We start from the raw sequence: 23096 nt of genomic DNA, 5'->3' as shown, positions 1-23096 counted from the left end.
GCGCCGGAGTCTACGCGGGCCCGGGGCCGATAAACGACCGCCGGATCCCTCGTGAAGAGGGACCCGGCGGGGGACGACTCGCCAGGAGGGACGGCGGGGGACTACCGCTTGAGGAGCATCTGCTCCGTGAGGCAGGAGTCCGTCTTCTCCGGGACGACGAAGAAGGGCTGCTGGCGGCTCAGACCCTGGGTGGTGCCCAGCCAGCCGTCGCCAATCTGCCCGGCGCCGTCGTACACCAGGGCCAGCCAGTCGTGCTGCGACGCCGGGAAGAGGTCCACGCTGTCGGTGTCGCGGTTGAAGTTGTAGGCGAAGGACGCGGCCTGGATGGCGCCGCTGCCGTTGATGTCCAGGTTCGCGCTCGCGGTGCCCGTGCGCTGCACGCCGTTGATGCGCACGCCGATGCGGGCCAGGTCCGCCTCCGTGGTGGGGGCGATGGGCGCGAAGGCGGACACCTCGTTGACGGACGTCTCACTCACGGAGGCGACGCGGACGCGCGAGTAGTCCAGCACGTTGTCCACGCCGTCGATGCGCAGGCCGAACGTCTGGTACTCGTAGTTCATCACGCTCAGGTAGTTGGGCTTGTAGTTGGCGCTGTCATTGCCGCCGTGCTGGAGGCCGATGTTGTGCCCCAGCTCATGCATGAGGGTGCCGGCCTGCTGCAGCTCCGTGCCGCCCGGCGTGGACCAGCCGCCCAGCGTCACGATGAGGTCATGGGCGGGGATGCCGCGCGACAGGCCGCTGGAGGTCGTCGTGCCGTAGGTGTTCGCGAACAGGGCGTAGTGGAAGAAGGGCGCCCGGCGCGACTTGAAGTACTTGCTCTTGAGGGTGTCGACGCCCACCCAACCGGTGTCCAGGTTGGAGATGACGTCCGCGGCGGCGATCTGCGAGTCCAGCACCAGGTGCAGCGCGATGCCCGTGGTGCCGTTGGGGTTGGACACCGGCGCGTTGGCGAAGGCCGCCGTCACCCGGTCCAGCGCGCCCTGCGTGGGCTTGCGGTCCGCGTAGTAGTCCACCTCCACGAAGACGTCCTTCTTGAGCGGATCCGCGCCCCAGTAGCGCAGGTCGACGCCGCCGTAGCCGTACAGCTCCGCGAAGTCGCTGAGGCGGTCGCCGTCCGTGTCGGGGTTGTTGGGGTTGGTGCCGTACTGGTTCTCCGCCGCGTCGCAGACGCCGTCACCGTCGGTGTCCACGGCGTTGAGCGCGCACAGGTACACGGACTGCACGGCGGAGACCTCATACTCGTTCCCGTCCTGCGTCATCGTCGTGTACTTGGGCCGGTGGTGGACGGTGACGGAGCGGTAGCCCGCGCGGGAGTAGACGAGCCGCACCGCCTCCTCGCCGGAGGCCGCGGTGATCAGCTGGACGTTGTCCTCGCCGTGGCGGTTGCCGTAGGCGTCGAAGACGTAGAGGCCGGACGAGTCCGTCGTCTGGGTCGCGAGCCCGGTGCCGCAGCCCGTGCCGCTGCACGTGCCGGAGGCGACGTAGACCGTCACGCCCTCCACGGCGCTGCCCGTCGCGGAGTCATAGATGAAGCCGTAGACACACCCATTCAAGCCGACGAGACCCATGGAGGCCGTCAGCAGGCGCTTGTAGAACGTGGACATCTCTTCCCCCTCGGAGGAACCAGGGGTTGGCTTCTGTCGCCAACCGCCACATCTACGGCGGGCGGGGCGGATATTCTTTCGGGATTTATTTCCGGGCCTGGACCCCGGGGGAGGCCGCCGGGTTGACAGCGGGGCTTGTCTGTCTTACTCCTGTCTCATCATGAGGCCCGTCAACGTCCATGCCCTGCCTGTCCTGAGCGCCTTCGCGCCGGCGGCGGACGTGCGCCTCGCCCCCCGTCACGAGGTCCTGCTCGATATTTGAGCAGGCGGACCGGAGGCCTCCGGTGCGCGCGTGGCTGGTTGCCCGTGCACCGTGAGCTCCGTCTCCGCCCGTCCCCTCCCTGGGGGTGCCTTCGTGTGTCCTCGCGCCTTCCCGTGGCGGCCTGACGTGCCGCTCCGGCTCCGCGTGCGCGTGCGCGCCTGAAGACAGCCACCGGTCCATTCCTCTCAGCCAACCGGCGTCTCAATCCAATACACACCCGCGGGCCCTGCTGCCCGGACGGGAACGGGAGTCTTCCATGTCTCGCACCACGCGCATCGAGCGGTATCGCAACATCGGCATCATGGCCCACATCGACGCGGGCAAGACGACGCTCACCGAGCGCGTCCTCTTCTTCACCGGCCGCATCCACTCCACGGGAGAGGTGCACACGGGCTCCACGGAGATGGACTGGATGGAGCAGGAGAAGAAGCGCGGCATCACCATCACCTCCGCGGCGACGACGGCCTTCTGGCAGCCCCGTCACGGGCGTGAGGCGGGCGTGCCCCACCGCATCAACATCCTGGACACGCCGGGACACGTGGACTTCACCATCGAGGTGGAGCGCTCGCTGCGCGTGCTGGACGGCGCGGTGGCGGTGTTCGACGCCAGCCAGGGCGTGGAGCCGCAGTCGGAGACGGTGTGGCGCCAGGCGGACCGCTATGGCGTCCCGCGCATCGCGTTCATCAACAAGATGGACAAGGTGGGCGCGGACTTCGCCCTGAGCGTGCAGTCCATGGTGGACCGGCTGGGCGTGCGCCCGGTGGCCGTGCAGTGGCCCGTGGGCGACGGTGCGGACTTCCAGGGGCTCGTGGACCTGGTGCGCATGCGGCTGGTGCGCTTCCAGGGCGACGACGGCGGCTTTGACGACGGCGCGCCCGTGCCTCCGGAGCTGATGGAGGCGGTGCTGCCGTACCGCATGCGCCTCATTGAAGTCTGCGCGGACCTGGACGCGGGCGTGATGGAGAAGTTCGTGGACGGGCGGGTGGAGGACATCACCGCGGAGGAACTGGAGCGTGCGCTGCGCGCCGGCACGCTCGCGCGGACACTGGTGCCGGTGCTGTGCGGGTCGGCCTTCAAGAAGAAGGGAGTGCAGATGCTCTTGGATGCGGTCGTCAGCTACCTGCCGTCACCCGCGGACGTGGCCGCCGTGGAGGGCTTTGCGCCCGTCACCGGCGAGCGCGTCAGCCGTCCCGTGTCGGACTCGGGTCCGCCCACCGCGCTGGCGTTCAAGTTGATGAGCGACAAGGCCGTGGGAGGCATCGTGTTCCTGCGGGTGTACTCGGGCACGCTGCGCGCGGGCACCGTGCTCCTCAACCCCGTCAGCGGGCGCAAGGAGCGGGTGGGGCGCCTGATGTTCATGCACGCCAACCGCCGCGAGGAGGTGGCGGAGGTGCACGCGGGCGACCTGTGCGCGGCGCTGGGGCTCAAGGGCGTCCGCACGGGCGACACGCTGTGCGACCCGGAGGCGCCGGTGGTGCTGGAGGCGTTGAACGTGATGGAGCCCGTGGTGCAGCTCGCCGTGGAGGCGCGCTCCCCCGCGGAGCTGCCGAAGTTGGAGGAGGGCCTGCAACGGCTGGCGGCGGAGGACCCGTCGCTGCGCCTGGGCGTGGACCCGGAGAGCGGCCAGGTGCTGCTGTCCGGCATGGGTGAGCTGCACCTGGAGGTGGTCGTGGACCGGTTGAGGTCGGAGTTCGGCGTGGAGGCGCGCGTGGGACAGCCGAAGGTGGCGTACCGCGACACGCTCGCGGGCGCGGTGCGCCAGGAGTACCGCCACATCCGCCAGTCCGGCGGGCCGGGGCAGTACGCGCGCGTGGTGCTGGACGTGGGGCCGGCGCCGCGAGGGGCGGGGCTCGTCTTCGTGGACGCCACGAAGGGCGGCTCCATCCCCCGGGAGCTGGTGCCCGCCATTGAAAAGGGCGTGGCTGGCGCCATGGCGAAGGGCGTGCGGGAGGGCGTGCCGCTGGTGGACGTGGAGGTGCGGCTGGTGGATGGGGACACGCACGTGAAGGACAGCACGCCGCAGGCCTTCATGGTGGCGGGCTCGCTGGCGCTTCAGGAGGCCGCGCGGCGCGTGGGCGTGCAGGGGCTGGAGCCGGTGATGGAGGTGGAGGTGGTGACGCCGGAGGAGTTCCTGGGCGACGTGCTGGGTGACCTGGCGTCGCGGCGGGGACGGGTGCTGGGGATGGAGGCGAAGGGGACGGCGCGGTGCGTGTCCGCGCGTGTGCCCATGGCGCGCCTGTTCGGCTACGTGACGGCGCTGCGCGGCCGCACGCAGGGACGCGCCGTGGCGAGCATGCGCCTGGGGACGTACGAGCCGGTGCCGGAGTCGGCCGCTGCCCTGGCGGCCGAGGCGCGGGCGTGAGGTGACGGCCCCGGGCTTCCCGACGAGGGAGGCCCGGGGCCGTGCTGTCTTCGCGGAAAATCGAACCCCGTGTCGATTTCCGGGGCGCCCGTTCGACGTGCATTTGATTGAGTTCGCGCCGTGACGATGTCCAAGGCGCAGGCCGCGGTGCACGCGGTGTGGAGAATCGAGTCCGCCCGGCTCATCGCCGGGCTTGCGCGCATGGTGCGCGACGTGGGGCAGGCGGAGGAGCTGGCGCAGGAGGCGCTGGTCGTGGCGTTGGAGAAGTGGCCGGTGTCGGGCGTGCCGGAGAACCCGGGCGCGTGGCTCATGGCCACCGCGAAGCGCCGCGCCATCGACGAGATGCGCCGTCACAAGCTGCTCGCGCGAAAGCACGAGGAGCTGGGACACGGGCTGGAGGAGGCGGAGGTGCCAGACCTGGACGCGGCCCTGGACGACGACGTCGGCGACGACCTGTTGCGCCTCATCTTCACCTCCTGCCACCCGGTGCTGTCCCCGGAGGCGCGGGTGGCGCTCACGCTGCGGCTGTTGGGCGGCCTGACGACGGATGAGATCGCCCGCGCGTTCCTGGTGCCGGAGCCCACGGTGGCCCAGCGCATCGTGCGGGCCAAGCGGACGCTGGCGGAGAAGGGCGTCCCCTTCGAGGTCCCCCACGGCGAGGAGCTGGCGGAGCGGCTCGCGTCGGTGCTGGAGGTCGTCTACCTCATCTTCAACGAGGGCTATGCCGCGACGGCGGGCGACGGCTGGATGCGGCCGGAGCTGTGCCAGGACGCGCTGCGCCTGGGGCGCATCCTCGCGGAGCTCGCGCCGGGCGAGCCGGAGGTGCACGGGCTGGTGGCGCTGATGGAGATTCAAGCGTCGCGGTCCCGGGCGCGGGTGGGGCCCTCGGGGGAGCCCGTGCTGCTCCTGGAGCAGAACCGCGCGCTGTGGGATCAGCTGCTCATCCGCCGGGGGCTCGCGGCGCTGGAGCGCTCGGAGAAGGCCGGGCCCGCGGGGCCGTACACGCTGCAGGCCTCCATCGCCGCGTGCCACGCCCGGGCGCGCACGCCGGAGGAGACGGACTGGCCGCGCATCGCGGCGCTCTACGCGGTGCTCGCGAGGCTCACGCCGTCGCCGGTGGTGGAGTTGAACCGTGCCGTCGCGATGTCGATGGCGTTCGGCCCCGCGGTGGGGTTGGAGCTGGTGGATCAGCTCGTGGCCGAGCCGTCGCTCAAGCACTACCACCTGCTGCCGAGCGTGCGCGGCGACCTGCTCCAGAAGCTGGGGCGCCTCAAGGAGGCCCGGGCGGAGTTCGAACGGGCGGCGTCGCTCACGCGCAACGCGAAGGAACAGGCGCTGCTGCGCGCGCGGGCCGCCGCCTGCTCGGGCGAGAAGCCGTCCTAGTCCCGCGCGTCAGGGTCGTGGCAGCTGACAATCTGGGTGATGCCGGAGCCCTTCACCCGGTAGTCGAAGTTGTGCTGGCCGGTGCCGTGGGCGGACTCGACCTCGGGCTGGGCCCTGAGCCAGGCCACGGTGGCGGCGATGTCCGCGCAAGGGGTGGGAACCTCCTGCGTGAAGCGCTGGTCCAGCGCCTGCCCCCGGCGGCTTCCCTCCTCGTAGCCCTTGCGCCGCGCCTCCACGAACGCCGGGGTGACGACGGTCACCTCGCGCGTGTCGGAGCCCCGGGTGCTGCCGTCGGCGAAGCGCGCCTCCACGGACAGCCGCACGGTGCGCGCGGTGGACGTGTCCAGCGTCAGCTCCGCCGTCACCTCCGCCACGCCCGCGGGCACCGGCACCGTGGCGAAGCGCTTCTTCACCTTGCCCCGCGCATCCACCTCCACGAACGTCACCGAGGCCACCGGGGGGACGACGCTGTCGAGCCCCGACGCCTCCACCGTCAGCGCGGCCTTCGTCCCCGTGACGTATTCGTCCGGCGCGCCGCGAAGCCCCAGCAACCGGAGGCCGCCCGAGTCCTCGTCCGGAGGTGTCTGCTCGCACTTCAGGGACAGCTTCACCGGGAGGGATTGCTGGAGGGCGGGCTCGTCCTTGCACGACAGCTCCGCGCGCAGCGTCACCGCGAGGGATGACTTTCCGGAGGCGCAGGCCCGGGTGACGTCCCGGACGGACCACAGCGGCAGGTCGAAGGTGAAGTCCTGCCCGGCCGACTCGGAGTCCTCGGCGGGCTGGAACGTCCGGGGCAATCCCTTGACCGGACCGCTCAGCACCACCTTCTCCAGCCGTTCAGGACAGCGCGCGTCCAGGGTGAGCTCCGGGTGGACCCACAGTCCGCTGAAGCCGCCTCCGTCGACGGACCGCAGCTGGCCGCCCTTCACCCAGGCCTCGCCCTGGTGGCGGAGCTCGAGGCCCGGCTTCTCACGCGGCGTCCGGTGCATCTCCCGCAGGCGCCGGGCTTCGTGCAGCTGCTGCTGGAGGAGCGACAGCCGGGCCCGCTTCTCCGGGGGCAGGGGGAAGCCAGGGAACTCCTCGGCGGGACGCGGATCATCGCGCTGGAGGGCGATGTAGCGGCCGTCCTCGCGCGTGTTCCCCACGAAGAGCAGCAGCGGTTCATCCCAGGTGGCGATGAGCGCGTCGTGCAGGTCCGTCTGGTCGAGCCTCTCGATGGGGCCCCGCGCGAACGCCCGCTCCGGTGACTCGATGCGCAGGATGCGCGTGCCGGGCGTCAGCTTCGCCTGGTCGGCCGGCCTCCCCGGCACCACCTGGGTGATGGTCACCGCCTTGCCGTCGGACTGGACGGTGAAGCCCGAAGGCTCCACCGCGACGGAGAACGGCGCCGCCGCGAGGAGCCACGTGGTGGCGAGCAGGGACGTCGCTGCACTCAGGAGCAGGGGAACGGCGGGCATCCGTGAAGCATACCCGCCCTCCCATGCGTCACGCGCTCAGGGGCGCGGAGACAGCTCCAGGTTGTCGAAGTTCGTGTCCCAGCCGTTGGACGTGATCACCGTGAAGACCGTGCAGGGCTGCGTCCAGGTGGGCACCACGTGCGTCACCTGTCCCGCCGTCAGGGGGAAGGTGAGGGTGGGCAGGTCGATGCACTTCAGGGTGAGCGTGGCGCCGCTGTCCCAGGTGAAGGCATCCAGGCCCAGGATGCGACGCTGGCCGAAGATGGACAGGTTGGCCTGGGTGAGGCCGCCGCCGTTGAACGAGATGCTCTTCGTGTCGAACCCGCCCCAGGGCGACGCGATGTACCAACGGTCGAGGCCGAAGTGGATGGGGCCGTGCGGGCCGTTGAAGGTCTCGTCCTGACCGGGGAAGGTGTCGAAGGTGACGAGGTTGGTGGACGGGCCCACGGGGATGGCCAGCGCGTGCGTGTTGTTGCCCGGCACGAAGTCCGTCTCCGAGGACGAGATGGTGGCCTGGCTGGTGAACGTCCCGGCGCTGAGGGGGATGGCCTGCACGTGGATGGTGAAGCTCGCGCCCGGCGCCAGGGTGGGGGCGCCACACTGCAGGTCGCTGAAGAACCCGCAGTGCCCGCCGTTCACCGGCGGCGCGTTCGCCGAGTAGAAGAAGTAGCTCAGGCCCGCGGGGATCGGTACGTCGAGCACGACGTTGGTGGCGGTCGCCGGGCCATTGTTCGTCACGGTGATGTCGTAGAAGAGCACGTCACCGTTGGCGCCCGCGCCGTCAGGGAACGACTGCGTCACGGCCAGGTCCACCGTCGCGGGACCGGTGGGCTCCGAGGGGACGAACGTCACGTCCACCCAGAAGTTGGTGTTGAGCCACGCCTCCGTGGGGAACGCGCTGCCGTTGAGGTTGCGAACGCCGTTGCCGCTGGCCTCCAGGGTGGAGGGCGCGTGCAGCGGGGGCATGTCCACGCCCGCGGTGCTGAAGTAGTACGGGGTGATGGCATAGCGCCCGCCGGTGGCGAAGTACGACACGACATAGGTCGTATTCGCGGCGAGGCTCACCGGCGTGGGGAAGGACAGCTCGCGCCAGCCGAAGCCCGTCTCCGCGGGCGTCGTCTCCGTGGTGGCCAGCAGCGTGCCGGTGGCGCTCCACAGGTGGCCCACGTGCGGGCCGGTGTCGGTGCTGCCCTTGTAGTAGCGGACCTTCGTCACCGTGCCCGCCACGTCGGTGCGGAACTTCACGCCGACCTCCGTGGGGGTGGCGTCGGCGTTCTCGTACTGCGGGTCGCCGGTCACGCTGTTCCACAGGCTGCAGGGATTGCAGGCCATGTTGGGGAGCGTGGTGGCGGTGATGACCGTGGAGGACGCGCTGATGTTGCCGGCGGCGTCACGGCCGCGCACGGCGTAGTTGTATCCGGTGGAGGGTGTCAGGCCGGTGTCGCGGTAGCGCACGGTGGTGCCGGGCAGCTCCGCGATGAGCTCGTTGTTCCGGTACACCAGGTGCCAGCGGGCATTGCCCTGCGTCTCCCCCGTGCCGTCCACGGACGCGTACCAGGTCAGGTCGATGGCGGTGGACGAGCTGGGCACCGCGGTGAGGTTGGTGGGCGCGCGCGGCGCCGTGGTGTCGTTGGGCTGGAAGGCCACGTCCACCCAGTAGTTGCTCGCGTTGAACGAGCTGGTGGGGAAGCCGCTGGTTCCATAACGGTAGAGGCCGTTGCTGGTCGCCTCGGCGTGCAGGGGCGGCGCATCCAGCGCGGACGCGAAGCCGTTGCTCGTCACGGCGTAGTGTCCCGCGGGCGCGTGATACGAGACGACGTAGTTCGTGTCGGCGGCGATGGTGACCGGCGAGGCGAAGCGCACCTCCTGCCAGCCGGAGGCCGTCTCGTTCTGGAAGGTGGCGGTGGCCAGCAGCGACCCGGACGCCGTCCACAGGCTGCCGGTGTGCGTGCCCGTGTTGCCCGGGCCCTTGTAGAAGCGCACGCCCATGATGCGTCCCGGAGCGTCGCTGCGGAAGCGAACGCCGAGCTCCACCGCGGCGCTGTCATCCGCGGCCGTCACGGCCGGGAGCGCGGTGGTGCCCAGGAGCGACCGCTCACCGGTGAGCAGCGGCTGCTCGGCGGTGGCGGTCTCCGGTGTCTGCGTGGTGGGCGGTTCCGCCGGGGCACAGCCCGTCTGAATCCAGGTGAAACCCAGCACGACTGTCGTCACCCAGCGTGATGCATGTCGAAGCACGTCGGACTCCTGATATGAATAAGGCGACGGTGGCTTCGCATGGCGTCAACGCGGAATTCAAGTGTTTCATGGGTGGCTGACAATTCTTGCGTGGCTGACAGCGAAAGGTCAGGGTCCCCGAGACAATTCCGCCAGGAATTGAAACAACACCGCTTGTTCTTCAGGTCGCACCAGCAACCACGTATGGCCCTGGCCGGGGACCTCACGCGAGTCCAACCTCAGCCCGGCGGCACGCCAGGTTTCGAGCGCCATCCGCCAGAGGGGAGCGCTGCCATCCCGCTCGCCGATGAGTGACAGGAGCGGCACCCGCGCGTGCGCGGAGTCATGGGGCGGGTTGTGTTCATCGCCGCGAGACAGGCGGGGAGCGCCCGCGATCAGCACCAGCGCGCGGAAGGCGTCGGGGCGCGCGGCCCACAGCTCGAGCGCCATCTGCGCGCCTGCGCTGAAGCCCAGCAGCACGGGCCGTTGAGCATCCACGCCGGGAAAGCGAGCCACCTCCGGCAGCGTGCCGAGCATCACCCGGTTCGCGTCCGCGCCGCTCCAGCCCTGCGCGTGCTCACGGGGGAACGTCAGCAGCGCGTAGCCGCGAGCGGCGAAGGCCTCGGCCAGGGGCTCCACCAGCGTCAGGCCATCCGTGCCCGTTGGATGCAGCCACACCACCAGCCGGTGCGGATGCTCCGGCGTGGCATTGCTGGAGACGAAGAGGCGGTAGCGCAGGCCGTTGATGGGAGCGCCCGTTCGCGCCGGTGTGACAGCCGGCATGGGCGGCGTGGAGGCGCACGCGGTGGCCAGGGCCACGGTCAGGGCGGAGAGGCGAACACGAGAGCCCAATGCCAGACACCTCCTGGGTTCAGTTCAGCAGGGCGTTGAGGGTGCTCGCCAGCATGAGGAGGAAGGGCGGGCCGAACAGGAAGAGGAGGATCATCCACGCGACGACCTTGCGCTTCCGACCGCGCTGGAGCTCGGCGCCCGAGCCGTTGCGCTCTGCGCAGTCCTCGCAGAGTCCGGCGCTCGCCCCGTCGCAGCTGGCGCACAGGAAGGTGCCGCACCGCTGGCAGGTCCCCGTGGCGCGCTGGGCGTGCAGCGCGCAGTGCGCCTCCTCGGAGTCCGTGTCCGGTTCGGAGTCGAATCCCACCGGAGGTTCTCCCCGCGCCACGCTCTTGAGCAGCTCCCGCGCATGATCGAGCTCCCTGGCCGGGACGAGCACCCGCAGCTCGATGTAGGCCCCCGCCACGCCGAGCATCGAGCGGTGCTGTTCACCCTGGACGATGCACGGGATGTTGTCGGCCTGGAGCAGGGCCCGCACGAGCGCGGCCTCGGATTCATCGCCGCAGGTCGTGAGCAGCTGGAAGTCGTGATCGGGGATTCCCAAGAAGGGGCTCCGGTGGGGCCCCTCGGGGGCCTATAGGCGTTCGAGGCACACGAGTCTCCCGTAGGACGGAAGCCCCGGGCAAACGGGCCGTTCCTCCTCTCGGCGGCAACCTGCCTTCACGCTCCGCGAAGGAGCTTCCACTGTTGGACATCCTCCGGGACGTGGGCCGCCCTCGGGGGGTTGTGGGGCTGGGGCGCGTGCCTAGCTTGGCCGCGTCCATGACGAACGAAATGCACCCGACGGCGCGTCCTACGCGCGTGGCTCACGTGATGTATGGCCTGGAGATGGGCGGGCTTGAACAGCTGGTGGTCCGGCTGTCCCAGCATGGCCGGGAGAGGGGCATCGAATCCGTGGTGCTGGCCCTGGGGCCGGACGGTCCGGTGCGCGAGCTGCTCCAGCGCGCCAACGTCCCCACGGTCTGGTTGGGAGGCCTCGCCGGCATGACGCCCGCGGCCATCCGCCGGCTGGCCCAGGAGGTGGATGCCTTTGGCGCGGACGTGGTCCATGGCCACGACGTGGGGCCCTGGCTCAACGCCGTCGCCACCCGCACGCTGCGCCCGCGCACGCCGGTGATGGGCACCTTCCATCAGACGGTGGAGCCGCAGGGCAAGCTGCGCCCTGCGGCCATGGCCGCCGCCATGTTCACCCAGTCCCTGGTCGCGTGCGGCAGCGAGGTGCGCGCCAGCCTGGAGCGCTGGAGCCCGAAGCTGCTCTCCAACGTGGTTACCATCGAGAACGGCGTGCCGCTGGAGGTGGCCACGGGCGAGGAGGCCCGCCGGGCCGCGCGTGAGCGCCTGGGCCTGCCCCAGGACGCCAAAGTGGTGGGCTACCTGGGCCGCCTCTCCGAGGAGAAGGGCCCGGACCTGCTGGTGGACGCCTTCCTGCGCCACTTCGCGGACGAAAAGGACACGCACCTGGTGATGATTGGCCCCGGCCCGATGGAGGCCTCGCTGCGCGCGCGTGCCGCCGCGTCTCCGCTGGCCGGACGGATGCACTTCACGGGCGCGCTACTGGAGGCGAGCAAGCTTCTGCCCGCGTTCGACGTCTACGTGCAGCCGTCCCGTCGCGAGGGCCGCTCGCTGTCGCTGCTGGAGGCGATGGCGGTGGGGCTGCCCACGGTGTCGCACGCGATTCCGGCCATCCGCGAGGTGCACCGCGATGGCCAGACGGCGCTCCTGGTGAAGTCCGAGGATGTGGATGCGCTCGGCGGCGCGGTGAAGCGCCTGGTCCACGACGCGGAGCTGCGCTCGAGCCTGGGTGAGGCCGCGAAGCGCGAGGCGCAGCGCTACTCGCTGTCCACGATGGTGGACACGTACGCGAAGCTCTACCGGGGTGCCGCGGCTCGCGCCCAGGCGTGAGCCGCACGGGAGATTCACGCGTGCCGGACGCCACCATCCTCCATGTGCGCAGCACCTGCGGCCTGTATGGCGCGGAGCGGGCGCTGCTGTCGCTGGCCGCGTCCACGCCGTCGCCGTGGCGCGCGCAGGTGTGCAGCCTCGTTCCACCCGGGCGGGTGGACGTGCTGTCGGGCGCGGCGCGCGAGCAGGGGCTGGACGCGCTGACGCTGGAGGTGCCCGGCCGCTTCAGCGCGATGGCCGTGGCGACGCTCGCCTCGGAGGTCCGCAGGCGCGGCGTGGGGCTGCTGCACGCGCATGACTACAAGTCGCTCACGCTGGGGGCCGCCGCGAGCACGCTCGCCGGAGTGCCCCTGGTGGCCACGTACCATGGGGACACCGGCGCCACGCCCGCGCTGATCGCCTACGAGGGATTCGCGCGCGTGCTGGGCAACTGCACCCGCGCGGTGGCGGCGGTGTCGCGCGAGCTGACCGCGCGCCTGCGCCGGTACGTCCACCGCTCGCCGGTGGTCTACATCCCCAACGCGCTGCCGCTCGCGGACGCGTGCACGGACGCGGAGCAGCTCCAGGCTCGCGAGGCACTGGGGCTCGCGCCGGAGGGTTCTGTCATCGCGATGGTCGGACGCCTGTCGGTGGAGAAGGGTCCCCAGGTGTTGATGGACGCGATGCACCGGTTGGCCCGGACGCCCGGCGCCACGGTGCCCACGCTGCTGCTGGTGGGCGATGGTCCGCTGCGCGAGTCGCTGGCAGCGCAGGCGCAAGGTCTGCCGGTGCGCTTCCTGGGATTCCGCTCGGAGGTGCGCAGCGTGTACGCGGCGGCGGACGCGGTGGTGATGCCGTCCCTGCGCGAAGGCATGCCGCTGGTCGCGCTGGAAGCGATGGCACTGGGACGGCCGCTGGTGGCGTCCGGAGTCGGAGAGCTGCCCCACGTGCTGGGGACAGGGCGCGGGCTCGTGGTGCCACCGGGAGACGCGGGCACACTGGCCTCGGCGCTCGCGGGATTGCTCACGGCACCTGGCTGGCGCAAGCGGATGGCGCAGGCGGCGCGTGAGTACGTCGTGGCCCACCACGCGCCGGAGCGGATGGCGAATCGCTACATCGAATCCCTCTACCTGCCCGCCCTGGAGCCGCGCGAAGAGCAGGTCGCGGCCGGGTAGGGCAAGCGGGGCATCAGCGCTGGTCCCCAGGGCATCGCAGCGGAGCCTCTCCTGCCCGGTGCGACCCAAACCTGTCGGACAGTCGGGCAGGTTTCCACGACCCGGATGGGCCGAGGCTCCCGCCAGCCGAGGTCACCCAGGACCTATCGGACAGGTCGCCACGGCTTCGACGGTAGGGGCATCCGTCGACGGTGGTCGCTGAAAACCTGTCGGACAGTCGGACAGGTTTTGCGGAGCGCCCCGGACGGGCGAGCCCTCGAACGGCGGTGGTCGCCCAAAACCTGTCGGGCAGTCGGACCGGGTTCCTCGGCTCAGGTGGGCGGAGGTCCCTCCGGCTGTGATCGCCCAAGACCTGTCGGACAGTCGAACCGGGTTCCACGAGTCAGGTGGGCGGAGGTCCCTCCGGCCGTGGCCGCTGAAACCTGTCGGACAGTCGGACAGGTTTTCGCGGCGCGTTCCCGGCGGGAGAGCCCCTTGGCGGCACTCAGGGCCGTGGGCCTGGACGTGCGGTGGCTGCCCACCGCACGCTGCACAGCGGCTCAGTTGGCTTCAGCTCCGGCGGGCTTCTTCCCTTCGCCACTCGCGGACACGGCGTTCAGGTAGAGCTCGCCCAGCCCGGCCCCGATGCCGTCCCATGCGAAGGACTCCGCCATGCGACGGGCGTTCTGCGCGAGCCGGCTGCAGAGGTCCGGATCATTGCGCAGCCGGCGCAGCGCGGCGGCGAACTCCTGGGGGGATTCGGCCAGGAGGACATGCTGTCCCTCCACCACCGGCAGGCCTTCCACCGCCAGACGCGTGGCCACCACGGGCACACCCGCCGCCGCGGCCTCCAGCACCTTCAGGCGTGTCCCGCTGCCCGCTCGCAGCGGAATGGCCGTTGCCAACGCCCGTGCCAGGTACGGCGCCACCGACGGCACCGAGCCCGTCACCACCAGCCGCTCGTTCTCCAGGGCTCGCACGGACGCGGGCGGACTGCGGCCCACCACCATCAGCTTGCTCGTCGACAGCTCCGCCGACACCAGCGGCCACACCTCGCGCGCCAACAGCAGCACCGCGTCTTCATTCGGCCACCAGTCCATGGAGCCCACGAAGACCAGGTCGTCACCCTTGCTCTCCCGGGGCGCGAAGTCCGGCAGCTTCACGCCGTTGGGCACCACCTGCACCCGCTTCGCTCCCATGGCGCGCAGCTGCTCCGCGTCCACGGACGAGCACGCCAGCACGGTGTCCGCCTGGCTCACGCACTCGCGCTCCAGCCGCTCCACCCGGCTGAACTGCCAGCGCAGGAACGGCCGCATCGGCGGCGGGCTCAGCGGTGCCATCCGCGCGAGCAGCTGGCTCTCCACGTTGTGCTCGTCGATGACCATGTGCGCGGACGGGTTGAGCCGCCGCGCCAGCGGCAACAGCTGCGCCATGTGCAGGTGGTCGAAGTGGATGATGTCGAAGGGGCCGCGCTCCGCCAGCACCCGGCGCAAGGCGTCCTGCACGCTCTGCCGAGCGAAGCGGACATAGGTGAGCGGCGTGCCCCGCAGGAAGGCCCGCGTGCTGTTCAGCGTCTCCTCGGGCGCCACGCGCGGCAGGTCCACCAGGTGCAGCCGCGAGGCCGGCACGCCCAGCTCTCCCAGCCAGCGCTTGAAACCCTCGGCGTCGTTGCCCGCCCGGTGCACCGCGAACACATCCAGCGTGAAGCGCGAGGCAAGGGCACGCACCAGCTCGAGCGTGCGCAGGGTGCCGCCCGTATCCGAAGGCAGCGGAACGTAGGGAAGGATGGCGAGTACGCGTCGCACGGTGGGAATCCAGGCCTGCTTCAGGAGACGGGTGGAACCGGCCGCGTGCTCCTCACCGCGGCCACCCGCTTGGTAAGCACCCGAATGCAATGGGCCCAGGCCCACGCGGCGCTTTCCCGTCAATGGACAACACATCGTCCACTCGCGACGCAACGGGATGCTGCACCGCGTCTTCCGAGCGACAGCCGTATTCCCGGCGGTCTTGACCCGAGGGGAGGCCCCCTGCCCGCGAGGGGCCTCGAAAAGGCGCGCGGTTTGCGGCATGAGGACGCACGGCGCAATGACGGAGGAAGCCATGGGCCTTGAGCAGACGCAGGGGGCCGCGGCGCGCGAGCGGATCGCGCGGGTGCGGCAGGTGATGCGGGAGCGCGGTGTGGCGGCGGTCTGGGTCCCGACGAGCGACCCGCACCTCTCCACCTACGTGCCGGCCCGCTGGAAGGGGCGGGAGTGGGCGTCTGGCTTCACCGGCTCGCTGGCCACGCTGGTGGTGACGGCGGAGTACGCCGGCCTCTGGGTGGACAGCCGCTATTGGGAGCAGGCGGACACCCAGTTGAAGGGCAGCGGCATCGCGACGGTGCGGACGACGAACGCGCCCGGGCAGTCACACCTGGACTGGCTGGCCGCGAACGTGCCGCCGGGGCAGACGGTGGCGGTGGATGGCGCGGTGCTGGGGCTGGGCGTGGCGCGCTCGGCGGCCTCGCAGTTGTCCGCGGCGGGGCTGGTGCTGCGCACGGACCTGGACGTGGTGGCGGAGGCGTGGACGGACCGGCCGCCGCTGCCCGCCGCGCCCGTGTTCGCGCACGCGCTGTCGCCCGTGTCGCGGACCGACAAGCTGCGGGCCGTGCGCGCGGAGATGGGAGTGCTCGGAGCGACACACCACTTCATCTCCACGCTGGATGACGTCGCGTGGCTGATGAACGTGCGCGGCGCGGACGTGGACCACCTCCCGCTGTTCCTCGCGCACCTGCTGGTGGAGCCCGGCGGGGCCCGGCTGTTCATCGGGCAGGGGAAGGTCCCGGACGCGCTGCGCGCGGAGCTGGAGGCGGACGGCATCACCCTCCACCCGTACGACGAGGCGGCCCGCGCGCTGGGGGCGTTGCCGGACGGGACGCGGCTCCTGGTGGATCCGCGGCGCATCACCCACGGGCTGCGGCAGGCGGTGCCCAAGGGGGTGACGGTGGTGGAGGGGCTCAACCCGTCCACCGTGGCCAAGTCGCGCAAGACGGACGCGGAGCTCGCGCACTTCCGCGACGCGATGGAGCAGGACGGCGCGGCGCTGTGCGCGTTCTTCGCCTGGTTCGAGTCCGCCCTGGGCCGCGAGCCCATCACCGAGCTGACCGTGGACGAGCGCCTCTCCGCGGAGCGGGCGCGGCGTCCGGGCTTCGTCTCCCTCAGCTTCTCCACCATCGCGGCGTACAACGCGAACGCCGCCATGCCGCACTACCGGGCCACGCAAGACTCGCACGCGACGGTGTGCCTGCCGGGGCAGAAGCCGCAGGGCCTGCTGCTCATCGACTCCGGCGGCCAGTACACGTCCGGCACCACGGACATCACCCGCGTGGTCCCCGTGGGCGAGCCCACGCCCGAGCAGCGGCGCGACTTCACGCTGGTGCTGCGCGGGAACATCAACCTGTCCCGCGCCCGCTTCCCCCGGGGAACCCGCTCCCCGAACCTGGACGCGCTGGCCCGGGCGCCGCTGTGGGCGGAGGGGCTGGACTACGGCCACGGCACGGGCCACGGCGTGGGCTTCTTCCTCAACGTCCACGAGGGGCCGCACGGCTTCTCCCAGGTCCTGTCCAACGACATCACCACGGCGATGGAGCCGGGGATGATCACCTCCAACGAGCCAGGCCTCTACCGCCCGGGCCGCTGGGGCATCCGCATCGAGAACCTCATCGCCGCCGTGCCCGACCGCAAGACCGAGTTCGGTGAGTTCCTGCGCTTCGAGACGCTGAGCCTCTGCCCCATCGACACGCGGCTGGTGGACGCATCCCTGCTGTCCCGCGAGGAGGTGGACTGGCTCAATGCCTATCACGCCACCGTGCGCGAGCGGCTCCAGCCCCACGTCGAGGGCGCGGCGCGCGACTGGTTGAATCAGCGCACCCAGCCGCTCTGAGCCCACTGCTCACGAGCCAACGCGAAGGCAGACGCGGCGCTGGACGCATTGCCCGCGGGCGCGCATGCTGGGCCGGGCAGGGGGCCGGCCCTGTATGTGATTGGAAGGACTTCGCATGCGATTGACCCGAGTGCTGTTCCCCCTGCTGGCGGTGTTCCCCCTCCTGGCCTGTGGAGACAGCACGGGCGGCGTGGGGGAGAGCTGCGGTGACGAAGGCTGTGACTCCGGCCTCTCCTGCCGCAGCGACTTCCCCGGCACCTTCTGCGCGCAGGACTGCACCGCGGAAGGGGAGGGCGGAGGCTGTCCGTCCGACACGCTGTGCACGCGCCAGTTCGACACGCTGATGTGCTCGCCCGTCTGTGACTCCGGGGCCGACTGCCGCGAGAGCTTCGCCTGCAACGGCGTCAGCAACACGAACCTCAAGGCCTGCCAGGTCAAGCTGTAGACGTGACCTTGGGTTTTACGGTTCTGGCGCTTGATGCTCGGAATCCATGGAGTGCAGGCTCGCGGGCATGAATGCTCCCTGCCGCGGTCTGATGATGTGGATGTCGTTGGTGGCTTCGCTTGGCGCCTGCGCGCCGGAGGATGACGCTGAGGACACCCTGCCCGTGGCCCGGGTGGAGTCCGAGCTTCCGGCGGGAGGCTGGCGGGTGCTGATGCCGGGTGGGGGCGGGCCCATCCGGGGCATCACCCGCCGCGCGGATGGCGTGCTCATTGGTGGCGCCAGCTGGGGGCACGGCATCGACGTGTGGACGAGCACCAACGGAGGCGCGAGCTGGGCGCTGCACGGCTCCGTCGCCAACAACCCGAACGTGGAGTTCGGCGACGTCACGATGCGCGCCATCCCCGGCACGCACACCCTCTTCTGCGCCTTCCGCGAGTACGCCGGCGGCCAGTGGCGCGTCACCATCACCCGCAGCGACAACGACGGCGACAGCTGGGTCTACGACAGCACCGTCGTGGGGCCGACGACGCGCTTCGTGGGCGCGCCGTTCCTCTTCCAGCGCGGCAACGGCGACCTGCAGGTCTATTACGATTCCGAGCTGCTGGCCGCGCAGGGCGGCTTCCCCGGCCACCAGTGGATCGCCATGCAGGGACGGCGGGGCACCACCGGCGCCTGGAACGCGTACGGCACCGTGACCGTGTCGCGCGACAAGCGGGCCGGCGCGCTCAGCCGTGAGGGCATGCCCACGGTGGTTCAGCTCTCCGGAGACCGCATCATGGCCGTGGTGGAAGGCGTGGAGGCGTTTCCCACCGGCGGAGCCCGCGCCAACGTCATCAACGCCGTGCAGTCCTGGGACGGAGGCCGCACCTGGGACGACTCGCTTCGCCGCACGGTGTATGCCTCGCGCATCGACCCTGCCTCCGGCCGCCGCTACAACGCCTACGTCCCCTATGCCATCCGCGTGGGCAACGGCCCCGTGGGCGTCGCGTTCTGCACCGACGAGGACAAGGCCGGTCCGCCCGACCTCTCCAGCGCCCCGGTGGATCAACGCAGCTGCCACGTGGGCTTCGTGCTGACCACGACCAACTTCGAGAGCTGGTCCGCCCCCAGCCCCATCTGGACGGACACGTCCCGCAACTACACCCCCGGCCTCTTCGAGCGCGCGCCCAACGACATCATCGCCCTCATCGACGGACTGGGCACCCAGCGCGTCCTGGTGCGTTAGCCGTCCCGGGCGGACAGTGTCCGCTGGCGGGGCATGGTCAGGACGCCGGACATGGGCTGGATTCACGCCCATGACCAGGTCCCCGTCGCCGCACCGCTGGATGCTGACCGCCTTCCTCGTCTGGCTCCCGGGCCTCGTGCACGTCTTCCCGCTGCTGGGCGTCTACATGCTGATGTTCAACAAGGCCTACGCCCTGGCGCTGTTCGTGGGCTTCGCCCTCACCGGGCTCGCCCTGGGCCTCATCCAGGGGCTCACGCGCGGCCTCCGGGCGCTGTGGCTCACCCCGGCGTCCTTCGTCGCGGGGTGGTCGCCGCTGCCACTGCTCATGACCCTGGACGCCCCCTTCGGCGTCGCGTGGGCGCTGACCCTGTTCACCTCCGCCGGGTGCGTGGGCCTGGGCCAGTGGATGCTCCGCTCCGAGGACCGGGCCTGAATCGCCCTGGAGGGCATGACGCGGCCGGACAGGGACGGGGCACCCCCCTGGAATTTCCATAGCGCCCGCTATGCCTCCCTGCGTCATGTGGGGTCAGCGCGATCCATGTAACCCGCCGAGCGACACCGACGTATGGCCTGCATCGCTCCGGGATTCACGCGATTGCGGAGAGTCAGGCAACATTCACCGCGAAATGTAGAGAATCCCGGGGACTTTCTCGATTCTCGAAAAGGTAGGAGTTCCGCCCATGACCACCCCCATTGATGGTTCCGCCGCCGCCGCTGCTCGCGCCGCCGCCGAAGCCGCCGCCCGCGCCGCCGCCGAGGCCGCTGCCCGCGCCGCCGCCGCCGCCGCCGCGAAGGCCGCCGCCGAAGCCGCCGCGAAGGCCGCCGCCGAGCAGGCCGCGAAGCAGCAGGCCGCGCAGCAGACGAAGCAGCCCACGGTGAAGCTCTTCAATGACGGGTTCTCCTCGGGCGGCGCGCAGAACAACCGCAACGGGGTGAACCGGCTGACGGGGGAGACGACCAACCCGTTCGCCACGCCGCTGGGCATCAGTGGCGGCCATGCGCGTCCCCTCAACGGCCCGGTGCAGGGCAATGCCAACGGCGCGGTCCCGGTGCGGGCCGACGTCAACGGCGCGCCCCCGGCGGCGGACCCGAAGCCGCCCCACGCGGAGGCGCTGCCGGACAAGCCGGAGGACCTGCCCAAGCTCTTCCCGGAGCTGAAGGACAAGAGCAAGGAGGACCTGAAGAAGGCCTACGACTCGCTCAACAAGCTGGGCACCGGCTCCTTCTCCGAGAAGGCCACCGCCCTGGGCGAGCTGTCCTCGCAGTTCCCGGAGACCGTCCCCAACGCGCTGGAGCGCCTGGGCCTCAAGGACGACAAGCTGGCGAAGCTGGCCACCAACTCCGACGCGCTCACCTCGCTGGGCAAGCTGACCGACCCCAAGGCGAGCAAGGTCGACAAGGCGCAGGCCGCGCTCACGCTGGCGAAGGTCACCGGCGACACGTTCGCGCCGGAGGACCTGAAGGGCGTGCTGGACACCGCGCTCAAGGGGCTGCCCGCGGCGGAGAAGCTGGTGGGCGCCATTGGCAAGTGGACGGACCCCAACGCCTCCGCCACCGACAAGGCCACCGCCACGCTGGAGCTGGGCAAGGCGCTCAAGGACTTCGCCGGGGACAAGTTCCCCGCGCTCGCCAATGACCTGCGCAAGCTGGACGGGTCGCTGCGCGCCGCGGGCGCCGCCATCACCCTGGCGGACCCCAACGCGTCCACGCAGGACAAGGCGCTGGCCGCCGCGCAATTGCTGGCGGAGGTGCCCGACCTCAAGAAGGACCTCAAGGCCTTCGCGGACGTCCTCAAGAACGCGGGCGTGAAGAACGCGACGGACGTGGCCCAGCAGGGCGCGCGGATGGCCGACGTGAAGGTGAAGGGCCTGGATCCGCAGCTCGCGTCCAAGCTCACGCCGGATCAGATGAAGAAGCTGGAGGCCGCCGCCACCAAGCTGGGCGGTCCGGAGTCCCTGGAGTCCGCGCTCAAGGGCATCACCGACCCCAAGGCCCTGGACAACCTGGTGGGCCAGCTGAACAAGGCGGACGCCGCGGCCGGCAAGAAGCTGGTGAGCGCCCTGGGCGGCATGGAGCACAAGGTCCTCAACGAGGTCCTGGCGGATCCGAAGACCGCGGAGCAGTTCGCGAAGCTCGCGGGCAAGCTGGACGACGACGCGGCGAAGATCGTCTCCAAGCTGGTGACGGACATGGACGCCGGCGCCGTGAAGTCGCTGCTCAAGCTCACGGACAAGTTCGGCGCGGAGGCGCTCAACACCACCGTGAAGACCCTGGGCCCGCTGCTGGACAAGGCGGGCAGCAAGCTGGTGGGCCAGGGCCTCAAGGTGATGGACAAGGTGCTGGGCAAGATCGGCGTGGAGATCACCGCCGACGTGGCCGGCAAGGTCTTCAAGAACCTGGCGAAGGTCGTCCCGGTGGCGGGCGCGCTGCCCAACGCCATCGACGCGGCGAAGTTCGAGAAGGAATCGCTGGAGCTGCACGGCAAGAACAACGACCTGGGCTACTTCGCGCACACCGCCGCGGTGCTGAACACGGCGGACGGCGCCCTGGGCATCGCGCTGGACCTCACCGGCGTGGGCGTGGCCGTGGACGTGGGCGCCAGCGTGCTGCTGGGCGCCGCCGAGCTGGCGATGGACATCGGCTTCACCCAGGAGAAGGCCAAGTACGAGGCCGACCCCAAGGGCTACGAGGCCCCGGACTGGATGAAGGCCGTGAACCTGGCGGGCGCCGCGGCGCAGGGCCCCGCGGGCCTGGCCCACATGACCGCGTACTACGGTCCGGAAGGCACCGCGCAGCTCATCCAGTGGGGCGTGGAGAAGGCCGCCAAGGGCGCGGTGAAGGCCGCCGAGTTCGTGGGCGTGTCCCAGGCGGAGCTGGCCGGCGAGGGCCTCAAGGGCGCCGCGAAGGTCATCCACAAGCTGGCGGACGTGGTGCGCAACCCGTCCAAGTACGGCGAGGCCGCGGTGAAGGCGGCCACGGAGGCCTTCAACACCGCCATTGAGAAGGGCGGCGAGCTGGCGAAGGAGGCCAAGCAGGTCCTCGACAACGTCATCGACGGCGCGAAGAAGCTGGGTGAGAAGGGCCTGGAGACGCTCAAGTACATCGCCCAGAACCCGGGCGAGGCCGCGAAGAAGGCGCTCGACGGCATCAAGAGCGTCGTGAACTCCGGCCTGGACCTGGCCACGGACGCCGGCAAGGCGCTCTACAAGCAGGCCGTCTCCACGCTGAACGACCTGAAGGCCGGCTACGACAAGCTCACCGGCGCCGCGAAGGAGAAGGCCAAGGAGCTCATCGACGGCGCGACGACGCTCGTGTCCAACACGGTGAACAAGGCCAAGGAGCTGGGCGAGAAGGGCCTGGAGCTGCTGGCCTGGACGGCCAACAACCCGGGCGAGGCCGCGGCCAAGGCCAAGGAGGCCATTGGCGACGCGCTGGCCAAGGGCGGTGAGCTGGCGAAGAAGGCCTGGGAGTCCGTGAAGGACCTGGGCGCCAAGGGCGCCGAGCTGGCGGAGGGCCTGGTGAAGGGCCTGGCCAACGCGGGCGAGAAGGCCGTGGAGACGCTCAAGTACATCGCGGAGAACCCCGGCGAGGCGCTCACCAAGGCCGGCGAGTGGGTGGGCGGCGCGCTGTCCGACCTGGCCCGCAAGGGTGGCGAGCTGGCGGACGCCGCGGCTGGCGCCCTCAAGGACATGATCGACTTCGGCGGCCGGCGCCTGGAGTGGGCCAAGGACTTCGCCCGCGACCTGCTCAAGGACGGCGTGGAGTCCTTCAAGAACGTCGCCAAGGCCTGGAAGGACAACCTCTCCGAGGGCGGCAAGGAGCTGCTCATCGCCGTGGCGGACCTGGGTGACGCGGGCGTGGACGCGCTCAAGGACCTGGCCGGCGTGGGCGGACAGCTGGCGGAGGCCGCCGTCGGCCACCTGGGCGACCTGGCGAAGAAGAGCATCGAGGGCGCCAAGGAAGCGCTGGAGACGCTGGCGGACCTGCCCGGCGAGGTGGGCGAGCTGGCCGGCGACGTGTTCAACGGGGTGAAGGACTTCCTCGACGACCTCATCCCGGACGACATCCCGGGCGTGCCCTTCATCTGATTCACCGCGTCACAGGCCTGTAGCGCCACACGGGGTCTGTTCCTTCAGGGGAACAGGCCCCGTTTGCGTTCGTGGTGTGTGATTGGATTTTTCCACCCAATGCCCTGGGTCGGCGGCCATGAAGCCAGACAGACCCGGGGAGTCTTTGTTGCCCGTCCGTGACAAATCATCCAATCCAGACAGGTTTGAGTGGAAAATTCCGCGCGGATTAAACTGCGAGATCTTTATTTCCAGATCTCACGCAACTCGCG

The 23096-nt window shown here is 70.6% G+C and carries 15 protein-coding genes; 9 read left to right on the top strand and 6 right to left on the bottom strand.

Annotation, left to right across the window (positions count from 1 at the left end):
- Positions 1-101: 101 nt before the first annotated feature.
- Complete coding sequence (locus ACX114_RS29430; protein WP_459289971.1) at positions 102-1604, bottom strand: hypothetical protein; 1503 nt, start codon at positions 1602-1604, stop codon at positions 102-104.
- Positions 1605-2122: 518 nt separating this feature from the next.
- On the opposite strand from ACX114_RS29430, the gene fusA reads away from it, so the two are divergent.
- The gene (fusA, locus tag ACX114_RS29425; RefSeq protein ID WP_459289969.1) at positions 2123-4228 is read left to right on the top strand and encodes an elongation factor G; all 2106 of its coding nucleotides are present in this window, start codon (positions 2123-2125) and stop codon (positions 4226-4228) included.
- Between the two features lie 126 nt (positions 4229-4354).
- Complete coding sequence (locus tag ACX114_RS29420) at positions 4355-5611, top strand: RNA polymerase sigma factor (RefSeq protein ID WP_459300318.1); 1257 nt, start codon at positions 4355-4357, stop codon at positions 5609-5611.
- Here ACX114_RS29420 and ACX114_RS29415 read toward each other — a convergent pair.
- The 4 genes from ACX114_RS29415 to ACX114_RS29400 form a co-directional block, all read right to left on the bottom strand.
- Positions 5608-7068: a hypothetical protein gene (locus ACX114_RS29415; RefSeq protein ID WP_459289967.1), complete on the bottom strand. Its 1461-nt coding sequence runs from the start codon at positions 7066-7068 to the stop codon at positions 5608-5610. The genes ACX114_RS29420 and ACX114_RS29415 overlap by 4 nt on opposite strands.
- Before the next feature lie 36 nt (positions 7069-7104).
- Positions 7105-9303 (bottom strand): DUF4082 domain-containing protein, encoded by a 2199-nt coding sequence (locus ACX114_RS29410; protein ID WP_459289965.1) that lies wholly within the window; start codon positions 9301-9303, stop codon positions 7105-7107.
- A gap of 108 nt (positions 9304-9411) precedes the next feature.
- On the bottom strand, positions 9412-10134 hold the full coding sequence (locus ACX114_RS29405; protein WP_459289964.1) for an alpha/beta hydrolase family protein: 723 nt from the start codon (positions 10132-10134) through the stop codon (positions 9412-9414).
- Between the two features lie 19 nt (positions 10135-10153).
- Positions 10154-10675, bottom strand: coding sequence for a putative signal transducing protein (locus ACX114_RS29400; RefSeq protein WP_459289962.1), 522 nt, complete (start codon positions 10673-10675; stop codon positions 10154-10156).
- A gap of 218 nt (positions 10676-10893) precedes the next feature.
- Between ACX114_RS29400 and ACX114_RS29395 the strand changes: the two genes are divergently transcribed.
- The gene (locus ACX114_RS29395) at positions 10894-12033 is read left to right on the top strand and encodes a glycosyltransferase (RefSeq protein ID WP_459289960.1); all 1140 of its coding nucleotides are present in this window, start codon (positions 10894-10896) and stop codon (positions 12031-12033) included.
- A 20-nt stretch (positions 12034-12053) separates the two neighbouring features.
- Positions 12054-13187 carry a glycosyltransferase family 4 protein gene (locus ACX114_RS29390; RefSeq protein WP_459289958.1) on the top strand — a complete coding sequence of 378 codons (1134 nt, stop codon included), beginning with the start codon at positions 12054-12056 and terminating at the stop codon, positions 13185-13187.
- A gap of 539 nt (positions 13188-13726) precedes the next feature.
- Here ACX114_RS29390 and ACX114_RS29385 read toward each other — a convergent pair.
- Entirely contained in the window at positions 13727-14971 is a 1245-nt protein-coding gene (locus tag ACX114_RS29385) for a glycosyltransferase family 4 protein (protein ID WP_459289956.1), read from the bottom strand.
- 295 nt (positions 14972-15266) lie between these two features.
- Between ACX114_RS29385 and ACX114_RS29380 the strand changes: the two genes are divergently transcribed.
- The 5 genes from ACX114_RS29380 (at position 15267) to ACX114_RS29360 (ending at position 22845) form a co-directional block, all read left to right on the top strand.
- Positions 15267-17087: an aminopeptidase P family protein gene (locus ACX114_RS29380; RefSeq protein WP_459289954.1), complete on the top strand. Its 1821-nt coding sequence runs from the start codon at positions 15267-15269 to the stop codon at positions 17085-17087.
- Between the two features lie 115 nt (positions 17088-17202).
- The gene (locus ACX114_RS29375) at positions 17203-17532 is read left to right on the top strand and encodes a hypothetical protein (RefSeq protein WP_459289952.1); all 330 of its coding nucleotides are present in this window, start codon (positions 17203-17205) and stop codon (positions 17530-17532) included.
- Between the two features lie 67 nt (positions 17533-17599).
- Positions 17600-18757 (top strand): sialidase family protein, encoded by a 1158-nt coding sequence (locus ACX114_RS29370; RefSeq protein ID WP_459289951.1) that lies wholly within the window; start codon positions 17600-17602, stop codon positions 18755-18757.
- Positions 18758-18827: 70 nt separating this feature from the next.
- Positions 18828-19190 (top strand): hypothetical protein, encoded by a 363-nt coding sequence (locus tag ACX114_RS29365; protein ID WP_459289949.1) that lies wholly within the window; start codon positions 18828-18830, stop codon positions 19188-19190.
- 247 nt (positions 19191-19437) lie between these two features.
- Positions 19438-22845, top strand: a complete 3408-nt coding sequence (locus tag ACX114_RS29360; protein ID WP_459289947.1) for a Dauer Up-regulated — start codon at positions 19438-19440, stop codon at positions 22843-22845.
- The last annotated feature ends 251 nt before the right edge of the window (positions 22846-23096 follow it).

The sequence above is a fragment of the Corallococcus sp. M7 genome (assembly GCF_054512695.1).
This window is presented reverse-complemented; position numbering and strand designations above follow the sequence as displayed.